This is a genomic window from Saccharopolyspora sp. NPDC000359, assembly GCF_040300525.1.
Taxonomy (GTDB): Bacteria; Actinomycetota; Actinomycetes; order Mycobacteriales; family Pseudonocardiaceae; genus Saccharopolyspora.
The window spans coordinates 13,510-38,438 of sequence record NZ_JBEPDU010000065.1; the positions used below are offsets into that span (position 1 = coordinate 13,510).

General features: G+C 70.9%; 21 protein-coding genes and 2 tRNA genes. 17 read left to right on the plus strand and 6 right to left on the minus strand.

Features of this window, described 5'->3' with window-relative positions; translation table 11 throughout:
• Window positions 1-38 precede the first annotated feature (38 nt).
• A tRNA-Gly gene (locus tag ABT324_RS29915) sits at window positions 39-109 on the minus strand.
• Window positions 110-223: 114 nt separating this feature from the next.
• On the opposite strand from ABT324_RS29915, the gene ABT324_RS29920 reads away from it, so the two are divergent.
• Window positions 224-297 (plus strand) — tRNA-Pro (locus ABT324_RS29920).
• Window positions 298-452: 155 nt separating this feature from the next.
• On the plus strand, window positions 453-638 hold the full coding sequence (locus tag ABT324_RS29925; RefSeq protein ID WP_351184260.1) for a hypothetical protein: 186 nt from the start codon (window positions 453-455) through the stop codon (window positions 636-638).
• Here ABT324_RS29925 and ABT324_RS29930 read toward each other — a convergent pair.
• Window positions 592-1,533, minus strand: coding sequence for a ferredoxin family protein (locus ABT324_RS29930; RefSeq protein WP_351184262.1), 942 nt, complete (start codon window positions 1,531-1,533; stop codon window positions 592-594). The two genes, ABT324_RS29925 and ABT324_RS29930, sit on opposite strands and share 47 nt — an antisense overlap.
• Window positions 1,534-1,708: 175 nt before the next feature.
• Between ABT324_RS29930 and tig the strand changes: the two genes are divergently transcribed.
• From tig to ABT324_RS29955, 5 genes are all read left to right on the plus strand, one after another.
• Complete coding sequence (tig, locus tag ABT324_RS29935; RefSeq protein WP_351184264.1) at window positions 1,709-3,064, plus strand: trigger factor; 1,356 nt, start codon at window positions 1,709-1,711, stop codon at window positions 3,062-3,064.
• 239 nt (window positions 3,065-3,303) lie between these two features.
• Window positions 3,304-3,927: an ATP-dependent Clp protease proteolytic subunit gene (locus ABT324_RS29940; protein ID WP_351184266.1), complete on the plus strand. Its 624-nt coding sequence runs from the start codon at window positions 3,304-3,306 to the stop codon at window positions 3,925-3,927.
• 39 nt (window positions 3,928-3,966) lie between these two features.
• Window positions 3,967-4,599, plus strand: coding sequence for an ATP-dependent Clp protease proteolytic subunit (locus tag ABT324_RS29945; protein WP_351184268.1), 633 nt, complete (start codon window positions 3,967-3,969; stop codon window positions 4,597-4,599).
• A gap of 451 nt (window positions 4,600-5,050) precedes the next feature.
• On the plus strand, window positions 5,051-6,331 hold the full coding sequence (clpX, locus tag ABT324_RS29950) for an ATP-dependent Clp protease ATP-binding subunit ClpX (protein WP_351184270.1): 1,281 nt from the start codon (window positions 5,051-5,053) through the stop codon (window positions 6,329-6,331).
• Between the two features lie 202 nt (window positions 6,332-6,533).
• On the plus strand, window positions 6,534-7,172 hold the full coding sequence (locus ABT324_RS29955) for an RBBP9/YdeN family alpha/beta hydrolase (protein ID WP_351184272.1): 639 nt from the start codon (window positions 6,534-6,536) through the stop codon (window positions 7,170-7,172).
• 10 nt (window positions 7,173-7,182) lie between these two features.
• Here ABT324_RS29955 and ABT324_RS29960 read toward each other — a convergent pair whose 3' ends face one another.
• Both ABT324_RS29960 and fdhD read right to left on the minus strand, forming a co-directional pair.
• The gene (locus ABT324_RS29960) at window positions 7,183-8,058 is read right to left on the minus strand and encodes an alpha/beta hydrolase (protein ID WP_351184274.1); all 876 of its coding nucleotides are present in this window, start codon (window positions 8,056-8,058) and stop codon (window positions 7,183-7,185) included.
• A 72-nt stretch (window positions 8,059-8,130) separates the two neighbouring features.
• Window positions 8,131-8,970, minus strand: coding sequence for a formate dehydrogenase accessory sulfurtransferase FdhD (gene fdhD, locus ABT324_RS29965; RefSeq protein WP_351184276.1), 840 nt, complete (start codon window positions 8,968-8,970; stop codon window positions 8,131-8,133).
• Window positions 8,971-9,076: 106 nt separating this feature from the next.
• Here fdhD and ABT324_RS29970 point away from each other — a divergent pair, with 106 nt between their 5' ends.
• Together ABT324_RS29970 and ABT324_RS33460 are read left to right on the plus strand one after the other, a co-directional pair.
• Window positions 9,077-10,405 (plus strand): OFA family MFS transporter, encoded by a 1,329-nt coding sequence (locus ABT324_RS29970; RefSeq protein ID WP_351184278.1) that lies wholly within the window; start codon window positions 9,077-9,079, stop codon window positions 10,403-10,405.
• On the plus strand, window positions 10,402-10,509 hold the full coding sequence (locus tag ABT324_RS33460) for an MFS transporter small subunit (protein WP_502949822.1): 108 nt from the start codon (window positions 10,402-10,404) through the stop codon (window positions 10,507-10,509). The genes ABT324_RS29970 and ABT324_RS33460 overlap by 4 nt, the downstream gene beginning before the upstream one ends.
• An 859-nt stretch (window positions 10,510-11,368) precedes the next feature.
• Here ABT324_RS33460 and ABT324_RS29975 read toward each other — a convergent pair.
• Window positions 11,369-13,663, minus strand: a complete 2,295-nt coding sequence (locus ABT324_RS29975; RefSeq protein ID WP_351184280.1) for an FdhF/YdeP family oxidoreductase — start codon at window positions 13,661-13,663, stop codon at window positions 11,369-11,371.
• 125 nt (window positions 13,664-13,788) lie between these two features.
• On the opposite strand from ABT324_RS29975, the gene ABT324_RS29980 reads away from it, so the two are divergent.
• The 4 genes from ABT324_RS29980 (at window position 13,789) to ABT324_RS29995 (ending at window position 18,739) form a co-directional block, all read left to right on the plus strand.
• Entirely contained in the window at window positions 13,789-16,422 is a 2,634-nt protein-coding gene (locus tag ABT324_RS29980; protein WP_351184282.1) for a valine--tRNA ligase, read from the plus strand.
• 101 nt (window positions 16,423-16,523) lie between these two features.
• The gene (locus ABT324_RS29985) at window positions 16,524-16,703 is read left to right on the plus strand and encodes a hypothetical protein (protein ID WP_351184284.1); all 180 of its coding nucleotides are present in this window, start codon (window positions 16,524-16,526) and stop codon (window positions 16,701-16,703) included.
• A gap of 40 nt (window positions 16,704-16,743) precedes the next feature.
• Window positions 16,744-18,111, plus strand: coding sequence for a bifunctional tetrahydrofolate synthase/dihydrofolate synthase (gene folC / locus ABT324_RS29990; protein WP_351184286.1), 1,368 nt, complete (start codon window positions 16,744-16,746; stop codon window positions 18,109-18,111).
• 157 nt (window positions 18,112-18,268) lie between these two features.
• Window positions 18,269-18,739, plus strand: a complete 471-nt coding sequence (locus tag ABT324_RS29995; RefSeq protein WP_351184288.1) for a DUF4233 domain-containing protein — start codon at window positions 18,269-18,271, stop codon at window positions 18,737-18,739.
• A 124-nt stretch (window positions 18,740-18,863) separates the two neighbouring features.
• Here ABT324_RS29995 and ABT324_RS30000 read toward each other — a convergent pair whose 3' ends face one another.
• Window positions 18,864-19,964, minus strand: a complete 1,101-nt coding sequence (locus ABT324_RS30000) for a zinc-binding dehydrogenase (RefSeq protein ID WP_351184290.1) — start codon at window positions 19,962-19,964, stop codon at window positions 18,864-18,866.
• Window positions 19,965-20,147: 183 nt separating this feature from the next.
• Between ABT324_RS30000 and ABT324_RS30005 the strand changes: the two genes are divergently transcribed.
• The 4 genes from ABT324_RS30005 to ABT324_RS30020 all read left to right on the plus strand — a co-directional run bounded on the left by ABT324_RS30005 (window position 20,148) and on the right by ABT324_RS30020 (window position 24,814).
• A complete protein-coding gene (locus ABT324_RS30005) occupies window positions 20,148-21,683 on the plus strand; it encodes an alkaline phosphatase D family protein (RefSeq protein WP_351184292.1) in 1,536 nt (511 codons plus the stop codon).
• Between the two features lie 115 nt (window positions 21,684-21,798).
• On the plus strand, window positions 21,799-22,209 hold the full coding sequence (gene ndk, locus ABT324_RS30010) for a nucleoside-diphosphate kinase (protein ID WP_351184294.1): 411 nt from the start codon (window positions 21,799-21,801) through the stop codon (window positions 22,207-22,209).
• Between the two features lie 5 nt (window positions 22,210-22,214).
• Window positions 22,215-22,754, plus strand: coding sequence for a GNAT family N-acetyltransferase (locus tag ABT324_RS30015; protein WP_351184296.1), 540 nt, complete (start codon window positions 22,215-22,217; stop codon window positions 22,752-22,754).
• Between the two features lie 95 nt (window positions 22,755-22,849).
• Window positions 22,850-24,814, plus strand: coding sequence for a TIGR03960 family B12-binding radical SAM protein (locus ABT324_RS30020; RefSeq protein ID WP_351184298.1), 1,965 nt, complete (start codon window positions 22,850-22,852; stop codon window positions 24,812-24,814).
• Window positions 24,815-24,929 lie beyond the last annotated feature (115 nt).

Consider the following 24,929-nt stretch of genomic DNA (forward strand, 5'->3'; position numbering starts at 1 on the left):
GGCCAACGCCCCCGTTGGCACACTTCACCCATCCTCGGAGCGGGCGACGGGAATCGAACCCGCGTAGCCAGTTTGGAAGACTGGGGCTCTACCATTGAGCTACGCCCGCCTGCTGGTTCCGCCGCGCCCCTCGGGGTTCGGCGACCTTGCGTGCCACAGCTTAGCGGGTCGCGATAAGCTCTTCGCAACGCACCCGGGGTTGCCGGGTGCGGCGCACGTCGGACGGGGTGTGGCGCAGTTTGGTAGCGCACTCGCTTTGGGTGCGAGGGGTCGTGGGTTCAAATCCCGCCACCCCGACGTCGCGGCCGGTCGCCCGCTTCTCGCGGGCGGCCGGTTTTTTCGTGCCTGGCCGGGGGTTCGGCCGGTGATGTGGGTCGCAGTCGTGCGTGACGTTTGGTAACGGCCGGGCGCGGGGTGCCGATTTCCCGTTCGTGCGCCATGGGAGTCCGGAGTTGCGCGCTCACCTTCCCGCTGTGGTGGTGTGCGTGGTGCTGGGTGCTGTGCTGGTGCTGCTGGTGGTGGTGTCGCTGGTGGTTCCCGGTCCGGATGGGGTCGCCGAGTTGGCGCCGTCCGACGGGATCGTCACCGCGGTCACGCCCACCGAGTTGGGCGCGGGGGCTGGTCGGGCGTTGCGCTGATGGCCACCGCCTCGGTGGTGGTGGGGCGGACCGCTGCTTTTCCGCAGCTGTTAAGGCGGGGTGGGTCGAGTTCGCGGACGCGCACCGCCACCTGCCAGCTGCGGCCGTCCTGGTGGGCCACCTCGACCTGGTCGGAGGTGCTGCCGGTGATGTGCAGCGCGTCGGCGAGGTGTTCGCCGAGGTGCTCGCGGACGGCCAGTTCGGCGGCTTGCCCGGCGCGGTTCCAGGTCGACCGGCCGCGGCAGTGCTCGAGTGCGACCTTGCCCGCGGCGGCTGCGGACAGGACCGCTTCGACGGCTGGGGCGGTGAGGCGGCCGTAGGTGTAGCCGCTGGGCAGCAGGACCGCGGCGGGGGCGAAGCGGTGCCCGCCGGTGTGGGTGGTCTCCCAGATGACGTTGTCGTGGCGCCCGCCCAGGTCGGTGACCAGGTCGCGGCCGAGCCGCGCGCAGCACAGGTCCCGGCGGCCGTTGGTGCAGATCAGCAGCACCGGGGCGGCGACGGGCTGGCCCCAGCCGTCGTGGTGCCCGGCGGCGATCCGGGCGAAGTCGAGGTCGAGCAGCTCGGCCGGGTCGGTGAGGGTGTGCTCGCGGAGCCAGCCGGTGCCGGGCGTGGTGTTGGCGAGCAGGACGCGGCGGCTGGTGTCGCCTGGGACGTCCGCGTGGCGGCCCGGGTGCCGGATCAGCTGCACCCGCACGCCGTGCTCGGCGGCCGTGGCCTCCAGCGCCCGCCCCAGCTCCGGGTCCAGGTGGCTCTGCACCAGCGCGTTGCGCCCCCACGGGCCGCGCTGCTCCAGGCACAGCCAGCCGCGCGCGACCGCGGCGGTGCCGGTCAGCGGTTCGTCGAGCGCGGTGGACAGCGCGGCGCAAGTGGCGGGATCGGCTGCGGTGTGCTGCACGATTCCACTCAAGCACGGACCGCCCGCCCCGGTGGGGCGAGCCTGCCTGAGCACCCCGGCCCGTGGTCCCGGGCGGGAAGCAATAGACTCGGTGGTCAGCCCGGCATTGGGGGTGGTGTTGCGCCGCGCCCGCTGGCAGCGCCGGGATTCAAGCACGTTCGCACTAGGAGACCACGTGAAGAGCACCGTCGAGCACCTGAGCCCGACGCGCGTCCGGATCAACGTCGAGGTGCCGTTCGACGAGCTCAAGCCGAACTTCGACCGCGCGTACAAGGCACTGGCCCAGCAGGTTCGCATCCCCGGCTTCCGGCCGGGCAAGGTTCCGGCGCGGGTCCTGGAGAGCCGCATCGGTCGGGGCCCCGTGCTCGACGAGGTCGTCAACGAGGCGGTTCCGGCCAAGTACCTGGAGGCGGTCAACAGCAGCGAGGTGCGCACCCTCGGTCGCCCGGACATCGAGGTGACCAAGATCGAGGACGGCGCGGAGATCGCGTTCACCGCCGAGGTCGACGTCCGCCCCGAGATCACCGTGCCCGCCTTCGGCGAGCTCTCGGTGAGCGTCGACGACGTCGAGGTCACCGAGGACGAGGTGACCGAGCAGCTGGACTCGTTGCGCGCCCGCTTCGGCACCCTCGCGGGGGTGGACCGGCCCGCGCAGGAGGGCGACTTCGTCAGCATCGACCTGTCCGCCACCGTCGACGGTGAGGAGGTCGAGGACGCCCAGACCAGCGGCATGTCCTACGAGATCGGCTCCGGCCAGCTCATCGAGGGCATCGACGAGGCGCTGATCGGCGCGAGCGAGGGCGACACCAAGACCTTCACCACCAAGCTGGTGGCCGGCGAGTACGCCGGCAAGGACGCCGAGGTGACCGTCAAGCTGAACTCCGTCAAGGAGCGCCAGCTGCCCGAGGCCGACGACGAGTTCGCCCAGATGGCCAGCGAGTTCGACACCGTCGAGGAGCTCATCGCCGACCTGCGGGAACGGATGGGCAAGGTCAAGAAGATGCAGCAGGGCATGCAGGCCCGGGACAAGGTCCTGGACGCGCTGCTGGAGACCGTCGAGGTGCCGCTGCCGGAGAAGGTCGTCGAGTCGGAGGTGGAGGTGCGCCAGCACGACGCGGTGCACCCGTTCGACCACGACGAGAAGCGCTTCGAAGAGTGGCTTGAGCAGCAGGACAAGACCCGCGAGCAGTTCGACGCGGAGACCCGCGAGGAGTCGGAGAAGGCGGTCCGCACCCAGCTGGTGCTGGACACCATCGCCGACGCCGAGGACGTCTCGGTCTCCGACGAGGAGCTGACCCAGCGGATCATCTACCAGGCGCAGCGCTTCGGCGTGAGCCCGGACCAGTTCGTCCAGCAGGCGCAGCAGTCCGGCCAGCTGGGCGCGCTCTACGCCGACGTCCGGCGGAGCAAGGCGCTGTTCTCGGTGGTCCGCCAGGCCACGGTCACCGACGCCTCGGGCAACGAGCTGGACCTCGACGAGCTGTTCGGCCCGCAGGAGGGCGAGGAGTCGGAGACCGCGAAGGCGGAGTGACCCGGCTCGTGCGCTGGACAACTCGATAAACATGCTCTAAGCGAAAGTGGGCGGTACTGGGAAGCTGGTGCCGCCCACTTTCGTTAGGGTCGGTGGTAGCGGATCACCCGAGAGGGAAGCAGGGCCGTCGACGGCGCCCGCGGACCGCTCGGTCCACTGTGGAAGCGGATCGCCGAGCGGCGCGAGTGACCGGTGTGGCCCACGTGAAAGAGCCCAATGTGGGAGAAGGCAGGGGAGACGTGACGCAGCACCTGACTCCGGCGTCCGACGCGCAGGCGCCGTCCATGCGGACGGGTACCAACGGGCTCTCGCTCAACGACTCGGTTTACGAGCGGCTGCTGCGGGAGCGCATCATCGTCCTCGGCTCCCAGGTCGAGGACTCGATCTCGAACCAGATCTGCTCGCAGCTGCTGCTGCTGGCGGCTGAGGACCCGGACCGCGACATCTCGCTCTACATCAACTCGCCGGGCGGTTCGGTGACCGCGGGCATGGCGATCTACGACACCATGCAGCTGATCAAGCCGGACGTGGCCACCGTGGCGATGGGCATGGCCGCCTCGATGGGGCAGTTCCTGCTGTCCGCGGGCGCCAAGGGCAAGCGGTTCGCGCTGCCGCACGCGCGGATCATGATGCACCAGCCGTCGGCCGGTCTCGGCGGCACGGCTTCGGACATCGAGATCCAGGCCAAGATGTTCTCCAGGCACAAGAGGGAGATGGCCGAGCTGATCGCGGAGCAGACCGGCCAGACGGTGGAGCGGATCATTCAGGACTCCGACCGCGACCGGTGGTTCACCGCGGAGGAGGCCCGCGAGTACGGGTTCGTGGACCACGTCGCCAGCGCCGCGAACCTGCCGCGCAGCTGATCACCTCGCCCGGACCTAGCAACTGAGGAGTCACCCGCCGTGAACCCTTACCAGTCCCTGCAGTCCCGGTACGTGCTGCCCTCGTTCGTCGAGCGCACCGCGTACGGGGTCAAGGAGTCGAACCCGTACAACAAGCTGTTCGAGGAACGCATCGTGTTCCTCGGTGTCCAGGTCGACGACGCCTCCGCCAACGACGTGATGGCGCAGCTGCTCTTCCTGGAGTCCGACGACCCGGATCGCGAGATCCAGATGTACATCAACTCCCCGGGTGGGTCGTTCACCGCGATGATGGCGATCTACGACACCATCCAGTACGTGCGTCCGGACGTGCGCACCATCTGCCTCGGGCAGGCGGCGTCGGCGGCGGCCGTGCTGCTGGCGGCGGGTACCAAGGGCAAGCGCCAGGCGCTGCCGAACTCGCGGGTGCTGATCCACCAGCCGTCGGTGGAGGGCATCTACGGCCAGGTCTCGGACCTGGAGATCCAGGCGGCCGAGGTGCAGCGGATGCGCGACCTGATGGAGTCGACGCTGGCCAAGCACACCAGCCGCTCGCAGGAGCAGGTCCGCGCGGACGTCGACCGCGACAAGATCCTGACCGCGGAGCAGGCCGTGGAGTACGGCATCCTCGACGAGGTCGTCCCCTACCGCAAGCTCTCCGAGCAGAAGGCGTAGTCGCCGAACTCCGGTAGCGGAGGGCCCAGCGGCCGCCTGCGCCAGGCGGCCGCTGGGCACCGCGGCGGTGGGGCGTGCGCTGCGACGCACGTGGTCACCGGAGATGGTTGGGCTTTCAACTTCTCGAGTCGTGGGTCACATCTTGTTCGCGCAGGTGGTGGCCGTGCGCTCCGGCCGGTATCAAGCATGGGGCGTGCTCCTCGAGTCGCGGCGGTGCGGCGTAAAGCAGCTGCCGCGGGCTGCGGGAACGCGTAGCCTCCCGGCCAGGTGGTGGGGCGGCACGCCCGGCAGCAGGGTCACGACACGCCGGGCGCGGTGCTGGTCACATCACGCTTGGCCATGGCGGACACTGTGAGTCTCCCCGAACCCGGGGAACGACAGGTACCGTCGAAGGCACATACGGTCAGGCGCGCTACCGGACGGCGCGCCGGAGGGGACGGGGTCAGCGGTCATGGCACGTATCGGTGACGGCGGCGACCTGCTGAAGTGCTCCTTCTGCGGGAAGAGCCAGAAGCAGGTGAAGAAACTCATCGCCGGCCCCGGCGTGTACATCTGCGATGAGTGCATCGATCTCTGCAACGAGATCATCGAGGAGGAGCTGGCCGAGGCCGGCGAGGTCAAGCTCGACGAGCTGCCCAAGCCGGCGGAGATCCACGAGTTCCTCGACCAGTACGTCATCGGGCAGGACCCGGCGAAGCGGAACCTGTCGGTCGCGGTCTACAACCACTACAAGCGCATCCAGGCCGGTGAGCGCCGGGAGGGCCGTGGTGAGGAAGCCGTCGAGCTGGCCAAGTCCAACATCCTGATGCTCGGCCCGACGGGCTGCGGCAAGACCTACCTCGCGCAGACGCTGGCGAAGATGCTGAACGTGCCGTTCGCCATCGCCGACGCCACCGCGCTGACCGAGGCCGGGTACGTGGGCGAGGACGTCGAGAACATCCTGCTCAAGCTGATCCAGGCGGCTGACTACGACGTCAAGCGCGCCGAGACCGGCATCATCTACATCGACGAGGTCGACAAGATCGCCCGCAAGAGCGAGAACCCGTCGATCACCCGCGACGTCTCCGGCGAGGGCGTCCAGCAGGCGCTGCTGAAGATCCTGGAGGGCACCACGGCCAGCGTGCCGCCGCAGGGCGGTCGCAAGCATCCGCACCAGGAGTTCATCCAGATCGACACCACGAACGTCCTGTTCATCGTGGCGGGCGCGTTCGCCGGGCTGGAGAAGATCGTCGAGGACCGGGTCGGCAAGCACAGCGTCGGCTTCGGCGCCGAGCTGCGCTCCAAGGCGCAGATCGACACCACCGACCACTTCGCCGACGTGATGCCCGAGGACCTGATCAAGTACGGGCTGATCCCGGAGTTCATCGGCCGGCTGCCCACGGTGGCCAGCGTGACGAACCTGGACAAGCCGTCGCTGGTGCAGATCCTCACCGAGCCGCGCAACGCCCTGGTGAAGCAGTACAAGCGCTTGTTCGAGATGGACAACGTGGAACTGGAGTTCACCAAGACGGCGCTGGAGGCCATCGCCGACCAGGCGATCCTGCGCGGCACGGGTGCTCGCGGCCTGCGCGCGATCCTGGAGGAGGTCCTGCTCCCGGTGATGTACGACATCCCGAGCCGGTCGGACGTCGCCAAGGTCGTGATCACCGAGCAGACGGTGCGGGAGAACGTGAACCCCACCATCGTGGCGCGCCAGGCGACGCGCCGCGAACGCCGCGAGAAGTCCGCCTGATTCCCCCGTTCCGCGCACCCCGGTGCGGAACTGGTCGCGGAGCCAGCGGTTTTCACGTCCGCGGCGCTGAAACGCCCCAGCCCACGGTGCCTCTCGCACCGTGGGCTGGTTCGTGCCCGCCCCCCGGGCGCGTCTGCTGCGCGGCGGGGCGGGTTAGATGATCCTGGGTACCGACCAGATCATTTTCCGGGGAGCGCCTGCCATGAGCGAGATGCACGTCCTGCTGGTTCACGGGATGACCGGTGCCGGACCTTGGCACTGGCAGCAGTGGCTCGCCGGTCAGCTCCGCGACCGCGGCGTCGCGGTGGACCTGCCGCGGCTGCCCGGGCCGGACCGGCCGGTGCTCGCGGACTGGCTGCCGGTGCTGCGCGAACGGCTCGCCGCGGTGCCGGCGGAAGCCGAGCTGGTGGTGGCCGCGCACTCCTGCGGGGTGGCGCTGTGGCTGCACCACGCGGCGACCATCGAGGGCAGCTCCCGCCGCGCCGACCGGGTGCTCCTGGTGGCCCCGCCCGCCCCGGACTGGCAGCACCCGGACGCCCAGGGCATCACGCCTTACCCGACCGGTGCAACGGCGTTGCGCCGAGCGGCGGGCATCACGCGGCTCGTGGTCGGGACCGGGGACCCGTACCTGTCGATGTACCAGGCGCACGCCCTGGCGGAATCGCTGCAGGTCGAGATGGACGTGATCCTCGACGGCGGGCACCTGAACACCGACGCGGGCTACGGCCCGTGGCCCGCGGTGCTGAGCTGGACCCTCTACGGCACAGTGCCGCTCAACGACCGCTTCGACGCCGACCCCTACACCGCGGAACCGTCCCTGCGCCGCCTCCGACCGGCCTGAGGTGGCCCCGTCAGCTGGATGCGGAGAGCTCGCCGCCGATGAAGTCCACCAGCTCCGGGAGGGCCTTGCGGTAGTAGCGGCTGTTGTGGCCGCCCGAGGTGGTGGAGGAGTACTCGGGCTCGGCGAGGCGGATGAAGCGGCGGGTGCCCTCGATGAACCGGTCCTCGGTGCCGCACCACACGCCCAGCGGCAGGTTGCCGAGCGACTTGATGTGCCGCAGCGGGTCGATGGCCGCCCACTCCGCCTCGTTGGCGAATGCCTTGCGCTTGCGCATCTCCGGCCAGCTGGTGATCAGCGCCGGGGACACCACCGCCGCCGCGGTCAGCGGGTCGCCCATCTCGCGCCTGCGCCGCGCGTAGAGCAGCGCGCCGAAGCCGCCCATCGAGATGCCCGCCGCGGCGAACGGCACGTTGTCCGGTCCGCCGAGGTTGCGCTCGGCCAGCCAGCGCGGGACCTCGCCGAGCAGCATCCACAGCGGATCGTCGTTCGGGCGGCGGTGCCAGTAGTTGTTGCCGCCGCCGTCCACCGCGAGGAACGCGAACGGCGGGACGCGGCCCTCGGACACCGACTGGGTCAGCCAGTCCGGCAGCCCGGCCGCCGACTTGCGCGCGTCGCCGAAGCGCCCGTGCAGCATCAGGCAGACCGGCAGCCCTCGGCGGGGAACGCCCTTCGGGAACATCAGGACGAAGTTGATGAAGCAGTTGCGGGCGGGCGAGTAGAGCCGCTCCACGGACACGTTCGACTGGTTCGCCAGCGGCACCGGGGCGCTGGTCGGAGTCGTTCCGATCCGACCGCCCAGCCCCAGCCCGAGGGCGGCGGCGCCGGTGATCCCGGCGGCCAGGACGCTGCGGCGCGGCAGCAGGTTCCGCCCCTGCGAATCGCGCATCCGTCCTCCCCGTGGCTGCTCTCCGCCTCCCATCGTGCCAACGCTGCGCGGGCGCACCAACCGGATTGACCGCTAGCCGGCGATGTCCTTGGTCACGATGCGCTCTGCGCGGGTGTAGACGTTCATGGACCGCCCGCGCAGGAAACCGACCAGGGTGATGCCCTGCTCCGCGGCGAGGTCGACGGCCAGCGACGAGGGCGCGGACACGGCGGCCAGCACCGGCACCCCGGCCATGGCGGCCTTCTGCACCAGCTCGAACGAGGCCCGCCCGGACACCATCAGCACGCACCCGGTCAACGGCACCCGCTGCGCCAGCAGCGCCCAGCCGAGCACCTTGTCCACGGCGTTGTGCCGCCCCACGTCCTCCCGCACCACGAGCAGCTCGCCGTCGCCGCTGAACAGACCGGCCGCGTGCAGTCCGCCGGTCGCGTCGAAGACGCGTTGCGCGGCGCGGAGCTGGTCGGGGATGCCGACGAGGGTCTCCGCGGTGACGGTGAGCGGGTCGGCGGAGGGGGAGTGGCGGGTGCTCAACCGGACGGAGTCGAGCGCCGCCTTGCCGCACACCCCGCACGAGGACGTGGTGTAGAAGTTGCGGGTCACCGAGGAGTCGGGTGGCTGCACGCCGGGGGCGAGCACGACGTCCAGCACGTTGTAGGTGTTGCGCCCGTCCGGCCCGGGGCTGTCGCAGTAGCGGGCTGAGGACAGCTGCTCACGGTCGTGGATGACGCCTTCGGTCAGCAGGAACCCGTGGGCGAGCTCGACGTCGTGACCGGGCGTGCGCATGGTCACCGACAGCGGACGGCCGTCGACCCGAATCTCCAGCGGTTCCTCGGCGGCCAGTGCATCCGGTCTGCGGGTGGTTCCGTCGGCGGCGATCCGCAGCACCGGTCGCCGTACCGTGACGCGTCCCATCGGCCCCTCCTGGCGCGTTCGCTCGGCGGAAGTCGACCCTCGTCGGGCCGCTGTCGCACAAGTATGCTCAGCGCGCCTTGATCGCTGCACGTGGCCGGGAGGCCCGATGGTCGCAGACCTGCTCTCGCCGACCCGCACCGTCGCCCCGGTGGGCTGGAACCGCTGGCTGGTGCCGCCCGCTGCGCTGGCGGTGCACCTGGGCATCGGTCAGGTGTACGCCTGGAGCGTCTTCAAACCACCGCTGGAGGACTCGCTCGGCCTGAGCGGCACGCTCAGCGCGCTGCCGTTCCAGCTCGGCATCGTGATGCTCGGGCTGTCCGCGGCGCTGGGCGGAACGCTGGTGGAGCGCCGCGGACCGCGCTGGGCGATGGCGGTGGCCACCACCTGCTTCTCGCTGGGGTTCCTGATCTCCGCGCTGGGCGTCGCGCTCGGCCAGTACTGGCTGGTGGTGCTCGGCTACGGGTTCGTCGGCGGCATCGGGCTCGGCATCGGCTACATCTCGCCGGTGTCGACGCTGATCAAGTGGTTCCCGGACCGGCCGGGCATGGCCACCGGGATCGCGATCATGGGCTTCGGGGGTGGCGCGCTGATCGCCTCCCCGTGGTCGACGCAGATGCTGGCCTCCTTCGGCAGCGACCAGCCCGGCATCGCGTGGACGTTCCTGGTGCACGGGCTGGTCTACGCGGTGTTCATGTCGTTGGGCGTGGTGCTCATCCGGACGCCTCCGCCGGATTGGAACCCGGGGTCGGCCCGACCGGTGCCGCCGCGACCGATGATCACCACCGCGAACGTGACGGCCCGCAGCGCGGTGCGCACCCCGCAGTTCTGGCTGCTGTGGGTGGTCCTGTGCTGCAACGTCACCGCGGGCATCGGCATCCTGGAGAAGGCGGCGCCGATGATCACCGGGTTCTTCGCGGGCAGCTCGACCCCGGTGGCGGCCGGGGCGGCGGCCGGGTTCGTCGCGCTGCTGTCGCTGACCAACATGGCCGGTCGGTTCATCTGGTCGTCCACATCGGACCTGGTGGGGCGCAAGAACATCTACCGCGCCTACCTGGGCGGTGGGGTGCTGCTGTACCTGGGAATCCTGCTGGCGGGCTCGTCCGGCATCCCGGTGTTCGTGCTGTGCGCGATGCTCATCCTGTCCTTCTACGGCGGCGGTTTCGCCACCGCTCCGGCCTACCTGAAGGACCTGTTCGGCACCCTGCAGGTGGGTGCGATCCACGGTCGGTTGCTCACCGCCTGGTCGGCTGCCGGGGTGCTGGGGCCGCTGATCGTCAACGCGGTGGCCGACGCCCGCGAGGCGGCCGGGGCCACCGGCCCGGACCTGTACACCACCTCGCTGGTGATCATGATCGGCCTGTTGGTGGTCGGCTTCGCGGCCAACGAGCTGGTCCGCCCGGTGAACCCGAAGTTCCACGAACCGGAGGCGCGATGAACCGCCGAGCCGTCCTGGTGGTGTCCTGGGCGTGGGTGGGTCTGCCCTTCGCCTACGGCGTGTACGAGCTGGTCAGGAAGGTATCCCAGCTGTTCACCGGCTGACCGGCTCCGACTGTCGGTGCTTGCGGCGTTGCTGAGGTCGTTCGGGCCGACACATGACAGGTTGGACACGCTGGTGGCTGAGGAGGGGAGGTGACCGGTGGGAGCTGAAGTTGCCAGCTCCGCGAGTACCACTGAACGGCAGTGGGATGACAGGAACACGCGGCGCTGGTCGCGCTCCTCCGCATCCGTCGCCGATCTCCAAAGATCAGCAACGAACTTGCGCGGAGTTCTGGTGAGGCCCGGCCCCGGGGCCAGTCAGCTCACCTGATGCGCACCTACAAGACTCCTGCTGGGAACCTGCTGGACTGGAGCAGCTGAGACTGCTGTTGCGGGCGGGATCCGAGTTCCACCGGGGTGCATCGAATCCGCCGGTGGTCAGCCGGTGTCCGCCTGGGCGACGGTGCCGTCCACCCGGGACCCGGAGCGGGAGCATCCGCCGCGGGTGATCGCGCGATCAGCGCTGAGCGGCGCTGCAGACGTGTGCGAAGCACTTTTTCGCCCGACCACCACCAGCGGGCGGCGGAGTGCGTTGCGTGCGGTTGGGCTTGGTCGCCACCTGCACGGTCAACTTGACGGTCGTGAGCGGCGATGGTCGCATGAACCACCATCGCCGCTCACGACGCTGAAGTCGCCCAGGTCGTGTTCCTCAGGTGATCGGACAGGGCCTCGTCGCCCTGCGCGATGTCGAGCGGGTTCTTCCGCGGACTGGCTCGCGTTGGCCGTCTCGTAGTCCGCATCCCGGTGAGCACAGCGATGACGCCGGGTGGTTTCAGCCGCTGACCAGTTCGCGCAGCGCATCGGGGAGGGGAGCACCGCGGCAGCCCGGCACACCGTCCCAGTTCTCGGCCATGCGCGTCCGTCAGCTCCGCTCCAGGCGGATGGTGATGGCTTTGGAGACCGGGGTGTTGGACTTCTCCGCCACCGAGTTCAGCGGGACCAGGGGGTTGGCTTCCGGGTAGTAGGCCGCGGCGCAGCCGCGGGCCGTGGGGTAGGCGACGATGCGGAAGCGGTCCGCGCGGCGCTCCTCCACGCCGTCCCCGGTCGGCCACTCGGAGACCACGTCGACCAGATCTCCCGCTGCGAAGCCGAGTTCGGTGATGTCGTCCGGGTGGACCAGGACCACGCGGCGGCCGTCCTCGATGCCGCGGTAGCGGTCGGACAGGCCGTAGATCGTGGTGTTGTACTGGTCGTGGCTGCGCAGGGTCTGCAGCAGCAGGCGACCGGTCGGGACCTCGATCGGCTCCGGGACGTTCACCGTGAAGTTCGCCTTGCCCGTCGCGGTGGGGAAGGTGCGGCTGTCGCGCGGCGGGTGCGGCAGGACGAAGCCGTCCGGTTCGCGGACCCGGCGGTTGTAGTCCGCGCAGCCCGGCACCACGTTCGCGATGTGGTCGCGGATCACGTCGTAGTCGCGCTCGAAGGACTCCCAGGGAACCGGGTGCTGCGGGCCGAGCAGCTCGCGGGCCAGCCGACAGGTGATCGCGACCTCGGACAGCAGATGCTCGGAGGCGGGCTTGAGCCGACCGCGCGAGCGGTGCACCACCGACATCGAGTCCTCGACGGTGACGAACTGCTCGCCACCAGCCTGCACGTCGCGCTCGGTGCGGCCGAGCGTCGGCAGGATCAGCGCGGTTCGGCCCGGCGTGGCGTGCGAGCGGTTGAGCTTGGTCGACACCTGCACGGTCAGCTCGCAGCCGCGCAGGGCGCGCATCGTGGCCTCGGTGTCCGGTGTCGCTGAGACGAAGTTGCCGCCCATCCCCAGGAAGGCCTTGACCCGGCCGGACAGCATCGCCCGGATGGTGTCCACGGTGTCCAGGCCGTGGTGGCGGGGCACCGGCACGCCGAACTCGTCCTCCAGCGCCGCCAGGAACGGCTCCGGCATCTTCTCCCAGATGCCCATCGTGCGGTCGCCCTGCACGTTGGAGTGCCCGCGCACCGGGCACACCCCGGCGCCGGGCTTGCCGATCATGCCGCGCAGCAGCAGCAGGTTCACGATCTCGCGGATCGTGGCCACGCCCTGCTTGTGCTGGGTCAGCCCCATCGCCCAGCAGGCCACGGTGCGCTCCGAGGACATCACCGCCTCGGCGATCCGCTCGACCTGCTCCCGGGGCAGCCCGGTCGCCTCGGCGGTGGCATCCCAGTCGACGTCGGCGGCCTGCGCGGCGAACTCGTCGAAGCCGTGCGTCCAGCCCGCCACGAATTTCCGGTCCACCGCGCCCGCCTCGAGCACCAGCGCGTTGAGCGCCTTGAACAGCGCCAGGTCGCCGCCGATGCGGATCTGGGCGAACTCGTCGGCCAGCTGGGTGCCGTCACCGACCACGCCGCGCGCGTTCTGCGGGTTCTTGAACCGCATCAGCCCGGTCTCCGGCAGCGGGTTGATCGCGATGATGCGCCCGCCGCGCCGCTTGACCTTCTCCAGCGACGACAGCATCCGCGGGTGGTTGGTGCCCGGGTTCTGCCCGACCACCAGCACCAGGTCGGCGTGCTCCACATCGGACAGCGACACCGAGCCCTTGCCGATGCCGATGGTCTCGGTCAGCGCCGACCCGGACGACTCGTGGCACATGTTCGAGCAGTCCGGCAGGTTGTTCGTGCCGAAGCTGCGCACCAGCAGCTGGTACAGGAAGGCGGCCTCGTTGCTGGTGCGGCCCGAGGTGTAGAACGCGGCCTCGTCCGGCGAGTCGAGCCCGCGCAGCCGCTCGGCGATCACCTCGAACGCCTCGGCCCACCCGATCGGGCGGTAGTGGGTGTCGCCGTCGCGCAGGATCACCGGGTGGGTCAGCCGCCCCTGCTGGCCCAGCCAGTAGTCGGTGCGCTCGGCCAGCTCGGCCACCGGGTGGCGGGCGAAGAACTCCGGCTCGACCCGCCGGGTGGTGGCCTCCTCGGCGACCGCCTTGGCGCCGTTCTCGCAGAACTCGGCGATCTTGCGCTTGTCGCCCTCCGCCTCGCGCGGGTCCGGCCACGCGCACCCCGGGCAGTCGAAGCCGTCGCGCTGGTTGAGCAGCGGCAACGTGCGCGCCGTGCGCGCTGCGCCCATCTGCTCCCAGCTGCGCTGCAGCGAGACCAGCACCCCCTTGACCCCGGCGGCGGCGCGGCCGGGCTCGCCGATGCGGAGGGCGTTCTCGTCGATGTCCTGCTCGGGGGCTCCACGCGACATGCGCCTAGCCTGCGACACCGTGCGCAGCGCGGCACGACGGGGGTGATCAGCGTCACAAAGACGCCGGTCGAGGCTGGGTCGATGCCCGGGAAAACCGCTGAACAGGCACTCGTAGAATCCACCCCGTGACACAGACCCATGCCGCTCAGCACCGTGAACTTCCGTCGACCTGGAATCCGGCCGACGTAGAGGCCGAGCTGTACCAGCGCTGGGTGGAAGCCGAGTACTTCACGGCGGACGTCACCAGCGACAAGCCGCCGTTCTCCGTCGTCATCCCGCCGCCGAACGTCACCGGCAACCTGCACATCGGGCACGCCTACGAGCACACCCAGATCGACATCATCACCCGGCGCCGCCGGATGCAGGGCTACGAGGCGCTGTGGCTGCCGGGCATGGACCACGCCAGCATCGCGGTGCAGACCCTGGTCGAGCGGCAGCTGCGCGACGAGGGCATCGACCACCGCGAGCTCGGCCGCGAGGCGTTCGTGGACCGGGTGTGGCAGTGGAAGGAGCAGTACGGCGGCGCGATCCTGGGGCAGATGAAGCGCCTCGGCGAGAGCGTCGACTGGTCCCGGGAGCGCTTCACCATGGACGCCGGGCTGTCCCGCGCGGTGCAGACGATCTTCAAGAAGCTCTACGACGACGGCCTGATCTACCGGGCTGAGCGGCTGGTCAACTGGTCGCCCGCGCTGCGCTCGACGATCAGCGACATCGAGGTGGAGCACAGGGAGGTCGACGGCGAGCTGGTCTCCATGCGCTACGGCGACGGGGAGAACTCGATCGTGGTGGCCACCACCCGGGTCGAAACCATGCTCGGCGACACCGCCGTCGCGGTCCACCCCGACGACGAGCGCTACCGGCACCTGATCGGCACCGAGATCGAGCTGCCGCTGACCGGCCGCAAGATCCCGGTCGTCGCCGACGAGCACGTCGACCCGCAGTTCGGCACCGGCGCCGTCAAGGTCACCCCGGCGCACGACCCGAACGACTTCGAGATCGGCAAGCGGCACGACCTGCCGATGCCGACGATCATGGACGAGCAGGGCCGCATCGCCCACACCGGCACCCAGTTCGACGGCATGGACCGCTTCGAGGCGCGGGTCGCGGTGCGCGAGGCGCTGCGCGAGCAGGGCCGCATCGTCGAGGAGAAGCGGCCGTACCGGCACAGCGTCGGGCACAGCTCGCGGTCCAAGGAGCCGATCGAGCCGCGGCTGTCGCTGCAGTGGTTCGTCAAGGTCGGCCCGCTGGCCAAGGCCGCCGGGGACGCGGTGCGCGACGGCCGGGTGGCGATCCACCCGCCGGAGATGTCCAAGCGCTACTTCGACTGGGTCGACAACCTGCACGACTGGGCCATCTCGCGGCAGCTGTGGTGGGGCCACCGGATCCCGATCTGGTACGGCCCGAACGGCGAGGTCGTCTGCGTCGGCCCGGACGAGGAGCCGCCGTCGGGCGAGGGCTGGCACCAGGACGAGGACGTGCTGGACACCTGGTTCTCCTCCGGCCTGTGGCCGTTCTCCACGCTGGGCTGGCCGGAGGACACCCCGGACCTGCGCAGGTTCTACCCGACCAGCGTGCTGGTCACCGGCTACGACATCCTCTTCTTCTGGGTCGCCCGGATGATGATGATGGGCCTGTACGCGATGGACGGCGTCGCGCCGTTCAAGGCGATCGTGCTGCACGGCATGGTCCGCGACGCGCACGGCAAGAAGATGTCCAAGTCCGCGGGCAACACGGTGGACCCGCTGGAGTGGATGGACACCTACGGCACCGACGCGCTGCGGTTCACCCTGGCCCGCGGCGCCAACCCGGGCACCGACTCGCCGATCAGCGAGGAGTGGGTGGCGGCCTCCCGCAGCTTCTGCACGAAGCTGTTCAACGCCACCAAGTTCGCCATGATGAACGGCGCGCGGGTGCCGGAGCGGTTGGCCGACCGGTCCGAACTCACCGACGCCGACCGGTGGGTCCTGGACCGCGCCGAGCAGCTGGTGTCCGATGTGGACGCGTTGCTGGAGGACTTCCAGTTCGCCAAGGCCACCGAGGCGCTCTACCACTTCACCTGGGACGAGTTCTGCGACTGGTACCTGGAGCTGTCCAAGGTCCAGCTGGACGCCGGTGGCGAGCGGGCGGAGCGGACCCGCGAGGTCCTCGGGTACGTGCTCGACGTGCTGCTGCGCCTGCTGCACCCGACGATCCCGTTCATCACCGAGACGCTGTGGACCGCGCTGACCGGTGGGGAGTCGGTGGTCGTCGCGGAGTGGCCCAAGCCGACCGGTGCGGTGGCCGACGAGGCGGCCGCGGAGCGGATCGCCGCGGTGCAGAAGCTGATCACCGAGATCCGGCGGTTCCGGTCCGACCAGGGCCTCAAGCCGGGGCAGCGGGTGGCGGCCAAGCTCGGTGGCGTCGCCGAGCTGGGGCTGGCCGACCACGTGCCCGCGGTGCGGTCGCTGGCCCGCGTCACCGAGCCGACCGACGGCTTCACCTCCTCGGCCTCCATCGAGGTCGGGCTGACCGGTGGCACCGTGTCGGTGGAGCTGGACCTCTCCGGGGCGGTGGACATCGCCGCCGAGCGCAAGCGCCTGGAGAAGGACCTGGCGGCGGCCGAGAAGGAGCTGACCGGCACCGACAAGAAGCTGACCAACCCGGCCTTCCTGGACAAGGCCCCGGCCGAGGTGGTGGACAAGATCAAGGCCCGCCGCGAGACGGCGCAGTCCGAGATCGAGCGCATCAAGGCCCGCCTGGAAGCCCTGCCGCAGGGCTGACGAGGTCCGCGCAGCGGAGCGTGCGCCGCTCCCCCATCTGAGGTGCAGGGCACCTTTCACCGACTGGTTCGGCGGAAGGTGCCCTCCACTGTGATCAAGGGTTGGTTGAGGTCCAGGCGGCCTTGGAGATCATCGAGTACGCAGTGGACTGCGAGCACGCCGACATCGCCGCCTGCCCGCACTTCCGGCGGGTGCTCGACGAATCGGTGGCGGCTGGGGCAGGCGCGCTTCGCGAGGCCGTGGGCACGGGGCTCCGGTCCGGGGGCGTGGCGGAGCCGTAGACTGAACTCGACATTTCGTCGTTCGCAGGGGAGTGGGCACTTGTCCGGCACCGATCCCGCCGCGTTGCTGGAGCTGCGCGCCGTGGAGGCCGAGCTCGACGAACGCTGGCCGGAGACCAAGATCGAACCGTCGCTGGACCGGATCCGGGCGCTCACCGATCTGCTCGCCGAGCCGCAGCGCAGCTACCCGGTGGTGCACATCGCCGGGACCAACGGCAAGTCGTCCACCTCGCGGATGACCGACGCCCTGCTGACCGGGCTCGGCCTGCGCACCGGCCGCTACACCAGCCCGCACCTGCAGCTGGCCACCGAGCGGATCAGCATCGACGCCAAGCCGATCAGCCCGGAGGGCTACGTCGAGGCCTTCCGGGACGTAGCGCCGTACGTGTCCATCGTGGACTCCCGTAGCGACGTGCGGATGAGCAAGTTCGAGGTGCTGACCGGGATGGCTTTCGCGGCCTTCGCCGACGCCCCGGTGGAAGCCGCCGTGGTCGAGGTCGGGCTGGGCGGCAGCTGGGACGCCACCAACGTCGTCGACGCCAAGATCGCGGTGGTCTGCCCGGTCGCCCTGGACCACGCCGAGTACCTCGGCGACGACATCGCCGGGATCGCCGCGGAGAAGGCCGGGATTATCAAGCCCGGCTCGATCGCCGTGGTCGCGGCCCAGCCCGCGGCCGCGCAGAGGGCGATCATGGAGCGCGTCGCGGAGGTCGACGCCACGGTGGCCCGCGAGGGGCAGGAGTTCGGCGTGCTGGCGCGCAACGTCGCGGTCGGCGGCCAGGTGCTGCGCCTGCAGGGCCTCGGCGGCGTCTACGACGAGGTGTTCCTGCCGCTGCACGGCGAGCACCAGGCGCGCAACGCCGCGCTCGCCCTCGCCGCGACCGAGGCGTTCTTCGGCGCTGGTGCCGATCGCCAGCTCGACGTCGAGCGGGTCCGCGAGGCCTTCGCGAGCGTCATCACGCCGGGCCGCTTGGAGCGGGTGCGCTCCGCGCCGACTGTGCTGGTGGACGCTGCGCACAACCCACACGGTGCCCGGGCGCTGGCCGACGCGCTCAGCTCGGAGTTCTCCTTCCGCCGCCTGGTCGCCGTGGTCGGCGTGCTCGGCGACAAGGACGCGCGCGGCATCCTGGCCGAGCTGGAGCCGGTGGTCGAGGAGGTCGTGTTGACCCGCACCTCCTCACCGCGCGCGATGGACCCCGACGCGCTGGCGAGCGTGGCCAAGGAGATCTTCGGCCCGGACCGCATCGTCGTCGAACCGCGCCTGGACGACGCGGTCGAAACCGCGGTCCAGCTCGCCGAGGAGACCGACGACCCGGGCGAATCGGTGTCCGGCGGCGGCGTGGTGATCACCGGCTCGGTGGTCACGGCGGGCGAAGCCCGGGCCCTGTTCGGCAAGGAACCGGCGTGAGCAACCCGGCCCCCAGCGTGAGCAGCCCGGCCGGTGGTCCCGGGTTCCGAGCAACCGCACCTCGGGGGGCAGTGGCGCGAGCCAGCCACGAGAACCCGCACAACGCGCGATCACCACGAAGCGCGACCACCACTGTAAATCGCGGAGGGGCGGCACTGTGACGGACGAGCAGGAGCGCGAGCCCGGCCAGCGCGAGCCCGAGAAGGGCCTGCCGGAGGCGCCGCCCGGGGTGCGCGACCCGTGGAAGGGCCTGCGCGGGATCATGGCCGGCACGCTGGTGCTGGAGTTCATCACCTTCATGCTGGCGCTGCCGGTGGTCTGGCGGTTCGGCGGCGGGGTCTCCAGCGCCGGGTTCGTCACCGTCGCGGTGCTGTCGGTGCTGATGCTGGCGGCGGCGTTCGTGCAGCGCCGCCCGTGGGGTCTGGCGGTCGCGCTGGGCCTGCAGGGCGCGATGATCCTGTGCTGGTTCGTGCACCCGTCGGTCGGGATCATGGGCGTGATCTTCGCCGCGATCTGGGGCTACATCCTGTACCTGCGCAACGACGTGGCCCGCCGCATGCGCGAGGGCCAGCTCTACGACCAGCTCGGCCACCCGCCCGGTTACCCGCCGGAGGACAAGACCGACTGAACGCTCGTGAGCGGGGATGGTTGTAAGAACGACCATTGCCGCTCACGAGTGGGTGTGTGGGGGTCGTGAGTGGGGATGGTTGTAAGGGCCACCGTTGGCGCTCACGAGTGGGTGCCGTTGGCGTTCACGCGATGTCGATGACCGCGCGGCCGATGATCTCGCCGCGCTTGAGGGCGTCGTAGGCTTCCTGGACCTGGTCGAAGGCGTAGCGGCGGCTGATCACGTCCTGTGGGCGCAGCAGGCCGCGGGCCACCAGGTCGAGCAGGACCGGCATGTCGCGGCGCGGCTTGGCGCCGTAGGAACCCTTGATCTGCAGCTTGCGGCGGGCGATGGTGGCCAGGTCGAACTCGCCGGTGGTGCCGCGGGCGGCGATGCCCACCACCACGACCTGCCCGCCCTCCACCACCGAGTCGCGCGCCACGTTGAACGTCGGCACCGCGCCCAGCGCCTCGAAGGCGACGTCGACCCCGCGCCCACCGGTCAGCTCGCGAACAGCGGCCGGGGCGTCCACCTCAGCGGAGTTGACCACGTGCGTCGCGCCCAGCTGCTCCGCCCCGGCCAGCTTCTCGTCGCTGATGTCGACGGCGATGATCATCGACGCGCCGAACACCGACGCCAGCTGGATCAGCGCGGAACCGACACCGCCCGCCGCGACCACCGCCACGGTGTCGCCGACGTGCAGGTCCGCCGCGTGCCGCAGCGCGCCGTAGGCGGTCATCGTCGAGCAGCCCACCGACGCGACGTCGGCCAGCTCCACCCCCTCGGGCACCCGGTACACCGAGGTCGCCGGGGTGACGCACCGCTCGGCCAGCCCGCCCATGGAGTACATCCACACCGGCTCGCCGCCCGGTCGGAACAGCCGGGTCTGGTCGTCGTAGAGCCGCCCCTTGCCCCGGTTGAACTCGAAGAACCGCTGGCAGATCTCCTCGTTGCCGCGGGCGCACTGCGCGCACTGGCCGCACGGCATGATGAAGCTGGTGACCACCGGGTCGCCCACCGCGAGCTCGGTGACACCCGGGCCGACCTCGGCGACCACGCCCGCGACCTCGTGCCCGAGCACGGTGGGGGTCGGGAACGGCAGCTCGCCCTTGAGCACGTGCAGGTCGGTGTGGCAGGCGCCGCAGGAGCGCACGTCGATGGCGACCTCGCCGGGCCCCGGCCGCGGGTCGGCGAGCTCCTCGATCCGCATCGGCTGGTTCGCGGCGGTGTGCACGGCGGCGCGCATCCGGACCTCCTCGTCAGACCGGCCAGTCGGTTTGCAGGCCCGCCGCGCTCGGCGACCGGCTCACGGCGGTGAAGCTATCGCGCCGATCCGCCACGCACCAGGCCCGCGACCGGCACGCACTCTTCACCTCCGCGTCGACCAGCGGTGATCCAGCGGCCGCCTGGTGCGGATAGAACCAGCGGCATGAGCACCAATCCCGCGCTGAACCGGCGCACCCTGCTCCGGGGTGCCGCCGCCACCGGTCTCGCCGCCACCGGCCTGCTGCTGTCCGGAGCCCCGGCCTTCGCCCGCTCCGGACGCCCCGAGCTGACCCACGGCGTGCAGCTCGGTGATCCGCGCCCGGACGGTGCCGTGGTGTGGACCCGCGCCGACCGGCCGTCGCGGATGTTCGTCGAGGTCTCCCGGCACGCCGACTTCCGCGGCGTGCGCCGGTACCCGGGCCCGCTGTTGACCCCGGAGACCGACGGCACCGGAGAGCTCCGGCTCGGCGGGCTGCCGCCCGGGCAGCAGCTGCACTACCGCGTCACCGCCCAGGACCTGGACGGCAGGGTGGGCAGCGAGCCGCTGACCGGCACCTTCCGTACCGTGCCGCGCGGCCGCCGCGACGTGCGGTTCCTGTGGTCGGGCGACGTCGTCGGGCAGGGCTGGGGCATCAACCCGGACATCGGCGGCATGGCGATCTACCGCGCCATGGCCGCCCGCAACCCCGACTTCTTCCTGCACAGCGGTGATGCGGTCTACGCCGACGGCCCGCTGGAGGAGTCGGTGGTGCTGCCGGACGGGCGGGTGTGGCGCAACATCGTCACCCCGGAGAAGTCCAAGGTGGCCGAGACGCTGGCCGAGTACCGCGGGCAGTTCGCCTACAACCTGCTCGACGAGAACTTCCGCCGCTTCGCCGCACAGGTGCCGCAGCTGGTGCAGTGGGACGACCACGAGGTCACCAACAACTGGTACCCCGGCGAGCTGCTGGACTCCGACGCGTACACCGAGAAGCGGGTGGACGTGCTGGCCGAGCGGGCCTTCCGGGCGTTCCACGAGTGGCAGCCGGTCCGCCGCCAGGATGCGGTGGACGGCCGGGTGTACCGCAAGGTCCCGCACGGCCCGCTGCTCGACGTGTTCGTGCTGGACATGCGCAGCTACCGGGACCCGAACTCGGCGGGCACCAGCCACGAGCGGATCCTCGGCGAGCGCCAGGCGCGGTGGTTGGTCGACGAGCTCAGCCGGTCGCGGGCGACCTGGAAGGTGATCGCCTCGGACATGCCGATCGGCATCGTGGTGCCCGACGGCGACAAGATCGAGGGCGTCGCCAACGGCCTGCCCGGGGTGCCCAACGGGCGCGAGGCGGAGCTGGCGCGGGTGCTGCAGGAGATCAGCCGCCGCTCGGTGCGCAACATCGTCTGGCTGACCGCGGACGTGCACTACTCGGCGGCGATCCACTACTCGCCGCAGCGCGCGGCCTTCGAGGGCTTCGACCCGTTCTGGGAGTTCGTCTCCGGCCCGCTCAACGCCGGTGCCTTCGGCCCCAACGAGCTCGACCCGACCTTCGGCCCCGAGCAGGTCTTCCTCAGCGCGCCGACCCGCCAGGGCGCCTCGCCGCTGGAGGGCTTCCAGCACTTCGGCGAGGTCAACATCGACGCCCGCACCGGCCAGCTCCGGGTCGACCTCCGCGACCAGGCGGGCCGCTCCCTCTGGTCCAGGACCCTCGACCCGCAGCGCTGACCGGCCGTGGAGCTGCCCCGGCGCCGGGCGTGCCACCTGCGCCGATACGCTGGCGGGCAAATCGGGCGCGGTGCGTGGTGGCACCTGGCGCCGAAGGCGACGAAGGAGGACAACCGTGAGCGAGCGCACCCTGGTCCTGGTCAAGCCCGACGGGGTCGAGCGCGGCCTGGTCGGCGAGGTGATCAGCCGGATCGAGCGCAAGGGCCTGAAGCTGGTCGCGCTGGAGCTGAAGAACGTCGACCGCCAGCTGGCCGAGCAGCACTACGCCGAGCACGACGGCAAGCCGTTCTTCGGGTCCCTGATCGAGTTCATCACCTCCGGCCCGGTGGTGGCGGCGTGCGTCGAGGGCCCGCGCGCCATCTCAGCGTTCCGCCAGCTGGCCGGTGGCACCGACCCGGTCGAGAAGGCCGCGCCGGGCAGCATCCGCGGCGACTTCGGCCTGGAGGTCCAGTTCAACCTCGTGCACGGCTCGGACTCGCCGGAGTCCGCCGAGCGCGAGCTCAAGCTCTGGTTCCCGGAGCTCTGACCCCGGTGGGCGAGATCGACCCGGCGGCCTTCGTCACCGGGCCGCACCGGGTCGACACCGTCCACCCGGACCTGGCGGACGCGCTGGCCGACCTGGTCGGGCGGGTCACCGTCGCCGGCGGGGCGATCGGGTTCACCCCGGCCGACCCGGTCGACGAGCTGCGCGCCGCGGCGGACCAGCTGGTGGAGGACGTCCGCGCCCGGGCGGTGCAGCTGATCACCATTGGTCAGCAGCACGAGCTCGTCGGCTTCGCGGTGCTGCGCCCCGGCGCGCTGCCGGTTCGCAGGCACACCGGTGAGCTGGAGTGGCTGGCGGTGGACCCCAGGTTGCAGGGCGCTGGCTGGGGCAAGCAGCTGCACGACGCCGTGCTCGTGCAGGCCCAGGCGCTCGGCCTGGAGCGGCTGGAGCTGGTCGCCCGCAGCGGCCACGACCTGGAGCGTTTCTACGAGTCGCTGGGCTGGGTCGAGCGGGGCCGCTGGCCGGGTGCGGTGCGCGTCGCCCCCGGTGACGACCGGGACAAGATCTGGTTCACCCGCGAAGTCTGAATTCCGTGTTGCGCGGTTCCGGCGGGGGACGCGAGTCGACTCCGCTGGAATCGCCCCCGGTCCTCGGCAGGGGGTCGGGCCCTTACCCTGGTTGGGTGCGTGTGGAGTCCGTTTTCGACAGGTTGGAACCGCTGCTGGCGCAGGTTTCCAAACCCGTGCAGTACGTGGGTGGGGAGCTCAACGCCACCCTGAAGGCGTGGGACGACACCGCCGTCCGGTGGTGCCTGATGTACCCCGACGCCTACGAGGTCGGGCTGCCCAACCAGGGCGTCCAGATCCTCTACGAGATCCTCAACGAGCAGCCGGACGTGCTGGCCGAGCGCACCTACTCGGTGTGGCCGGACCTCGAGGCGCTGATGCGCGAGCACGGCATCCCGCAGTTCACCGTGGACGCGCACCGCCCGGTCGGCGCCTTCGACGTGCTTGGCGTCAGCTTCGCCACCGAGCTGGGCTACACGAACCTGCTCGGCGCGCTGGACCTGGCCGGGATCCCGCTGCACGCCACCGACCGCACCGACGACCACCCGATCGTGCTGGCCGGTGGGCACGCGGCGTTCAACCCGGAGCCGATCGCCGACTTCCTGGACGCCGCCGTGCTCGGCGACGGCGAGGAAGCCGTCCTGGAGATCACCGGGGCCATCCGCCGCTGGAAGGCGGAGGGACAACCGGGCGGCCGCGACGAGCTGCTGCTGCGGCTGGCCGAGTCGGGCGGCGTGTACGTCCCGAAGTTCTACGACGTCAGCTACCGCGAGGACGGCGCGATCGACCAGGTCGTGCCCAACCAGGAGCGCGCGCCGTACCGGGTCTTCAAGCGCACCACCATGGAGCTCGACGACTGGCCCTACCCGAAGCAGCCGCTGGTCCCGCTGGCCGAGAGCGTGCACGAGCGGATGAGCGTGGAGATCTTCCGCGGCTGCACCCGCGGGTGCCGGTTCTGCCAGGCCGGGATGATCACCCGGCCGGTGCGGGAGCGCTCCATCGAGGGCATCGGCGAGATGGTGCAGCGCGGCCTGGAGGCGACCGGGTTCGAGGAGGTCGGGCTGCTGTCGCTGAGCTCGGCCGACCACTCTGAGATCGCCGAGATCACCAAGGGGCTGGCCGACCGCTACGAGGGCACCAACACCGGCCTGTCGCTGCCGTCCACCCGGGTGGACGCGTTCAACATCGACCTGGCCAACGAGCTGTCCCGCAACGGCCGCCGCTCCGGGCTGACCTTCGCCCCGGAGGGCGGCAGCGAGCGGATCCGCCGGGTGATCAACAAGATGGTGTCGGAGGAGGACCTGATCCGCACCGTCTCGGCGGCCTTCGCCAACGGCTGGCGGCAGGTCAAGCTGTACTTCATGTGCGGCCTGCCGACCGAGACCGACGAGGACGTGCTGCAGATCGCCGAGATGGCCAAGGAGGTCATCCGCGCAGGTCGGGAGGTCTCCGGGCGGAAGGACATCCGCTGCACGATCTCCATCGGCGGGTTCGTGCCAAAGCCGCACACCCCGTTCCAGTGGGCCTCGCAGACCGACCCGGACACCGTCGACGCGCGGTTGCGCAGGCTGCGCGAGGCGATCAACTCCGACCGCAAGCTGGGCCGCAACATCGGCATGCGCTACCACGACGGCAAGCCGTCGATGATCGAAGGCCTGCTCTCCCGGGGCGACCGGCGGTTGGGCCGGGTCATCGAGCGGGTGTGGCGCGAGGGCGGCCGGTTCGACGGCTGGAACGAGTACTTCTCCTACGAGCGGTGGGTCTCCTGCGCGGCGGCCGAGCTGGAGCCGCTGGGCGTGGACCTGGGTTGGTTCACCACCCGGGAGCGCACCGAGGACGAGGTCCTGCCGTGGGACCACCTGGACTCCGGCCTGGACAAGGAGTGGCTCTGGGCGGACTGGCAGGACGCGCTGGACGCCCGCGAGCAGGACGACTGCCGCTGGACGCCGTGCTTCGACTGCGGCGTGTGCCCGACCATGGGCACCGACATCGAGGTGGGGCCGACCGGGCGGAAGCTGCTGCCGATCTCGCCGGTCGGCCAGGGCTCCCCGGTCCGCAACCCGGCCTTCCACCAGGGCTGACGCCCGCCGACGGGGTGGTGGGCGCTGCGGCCGGGAGGGGGGGGACCGGTCGAAGGGGCGCGGTAGGGGGGGCCGCCGGGGGGGTGCGGGGCTCGAAAAGAGGCGCCCACGAGGT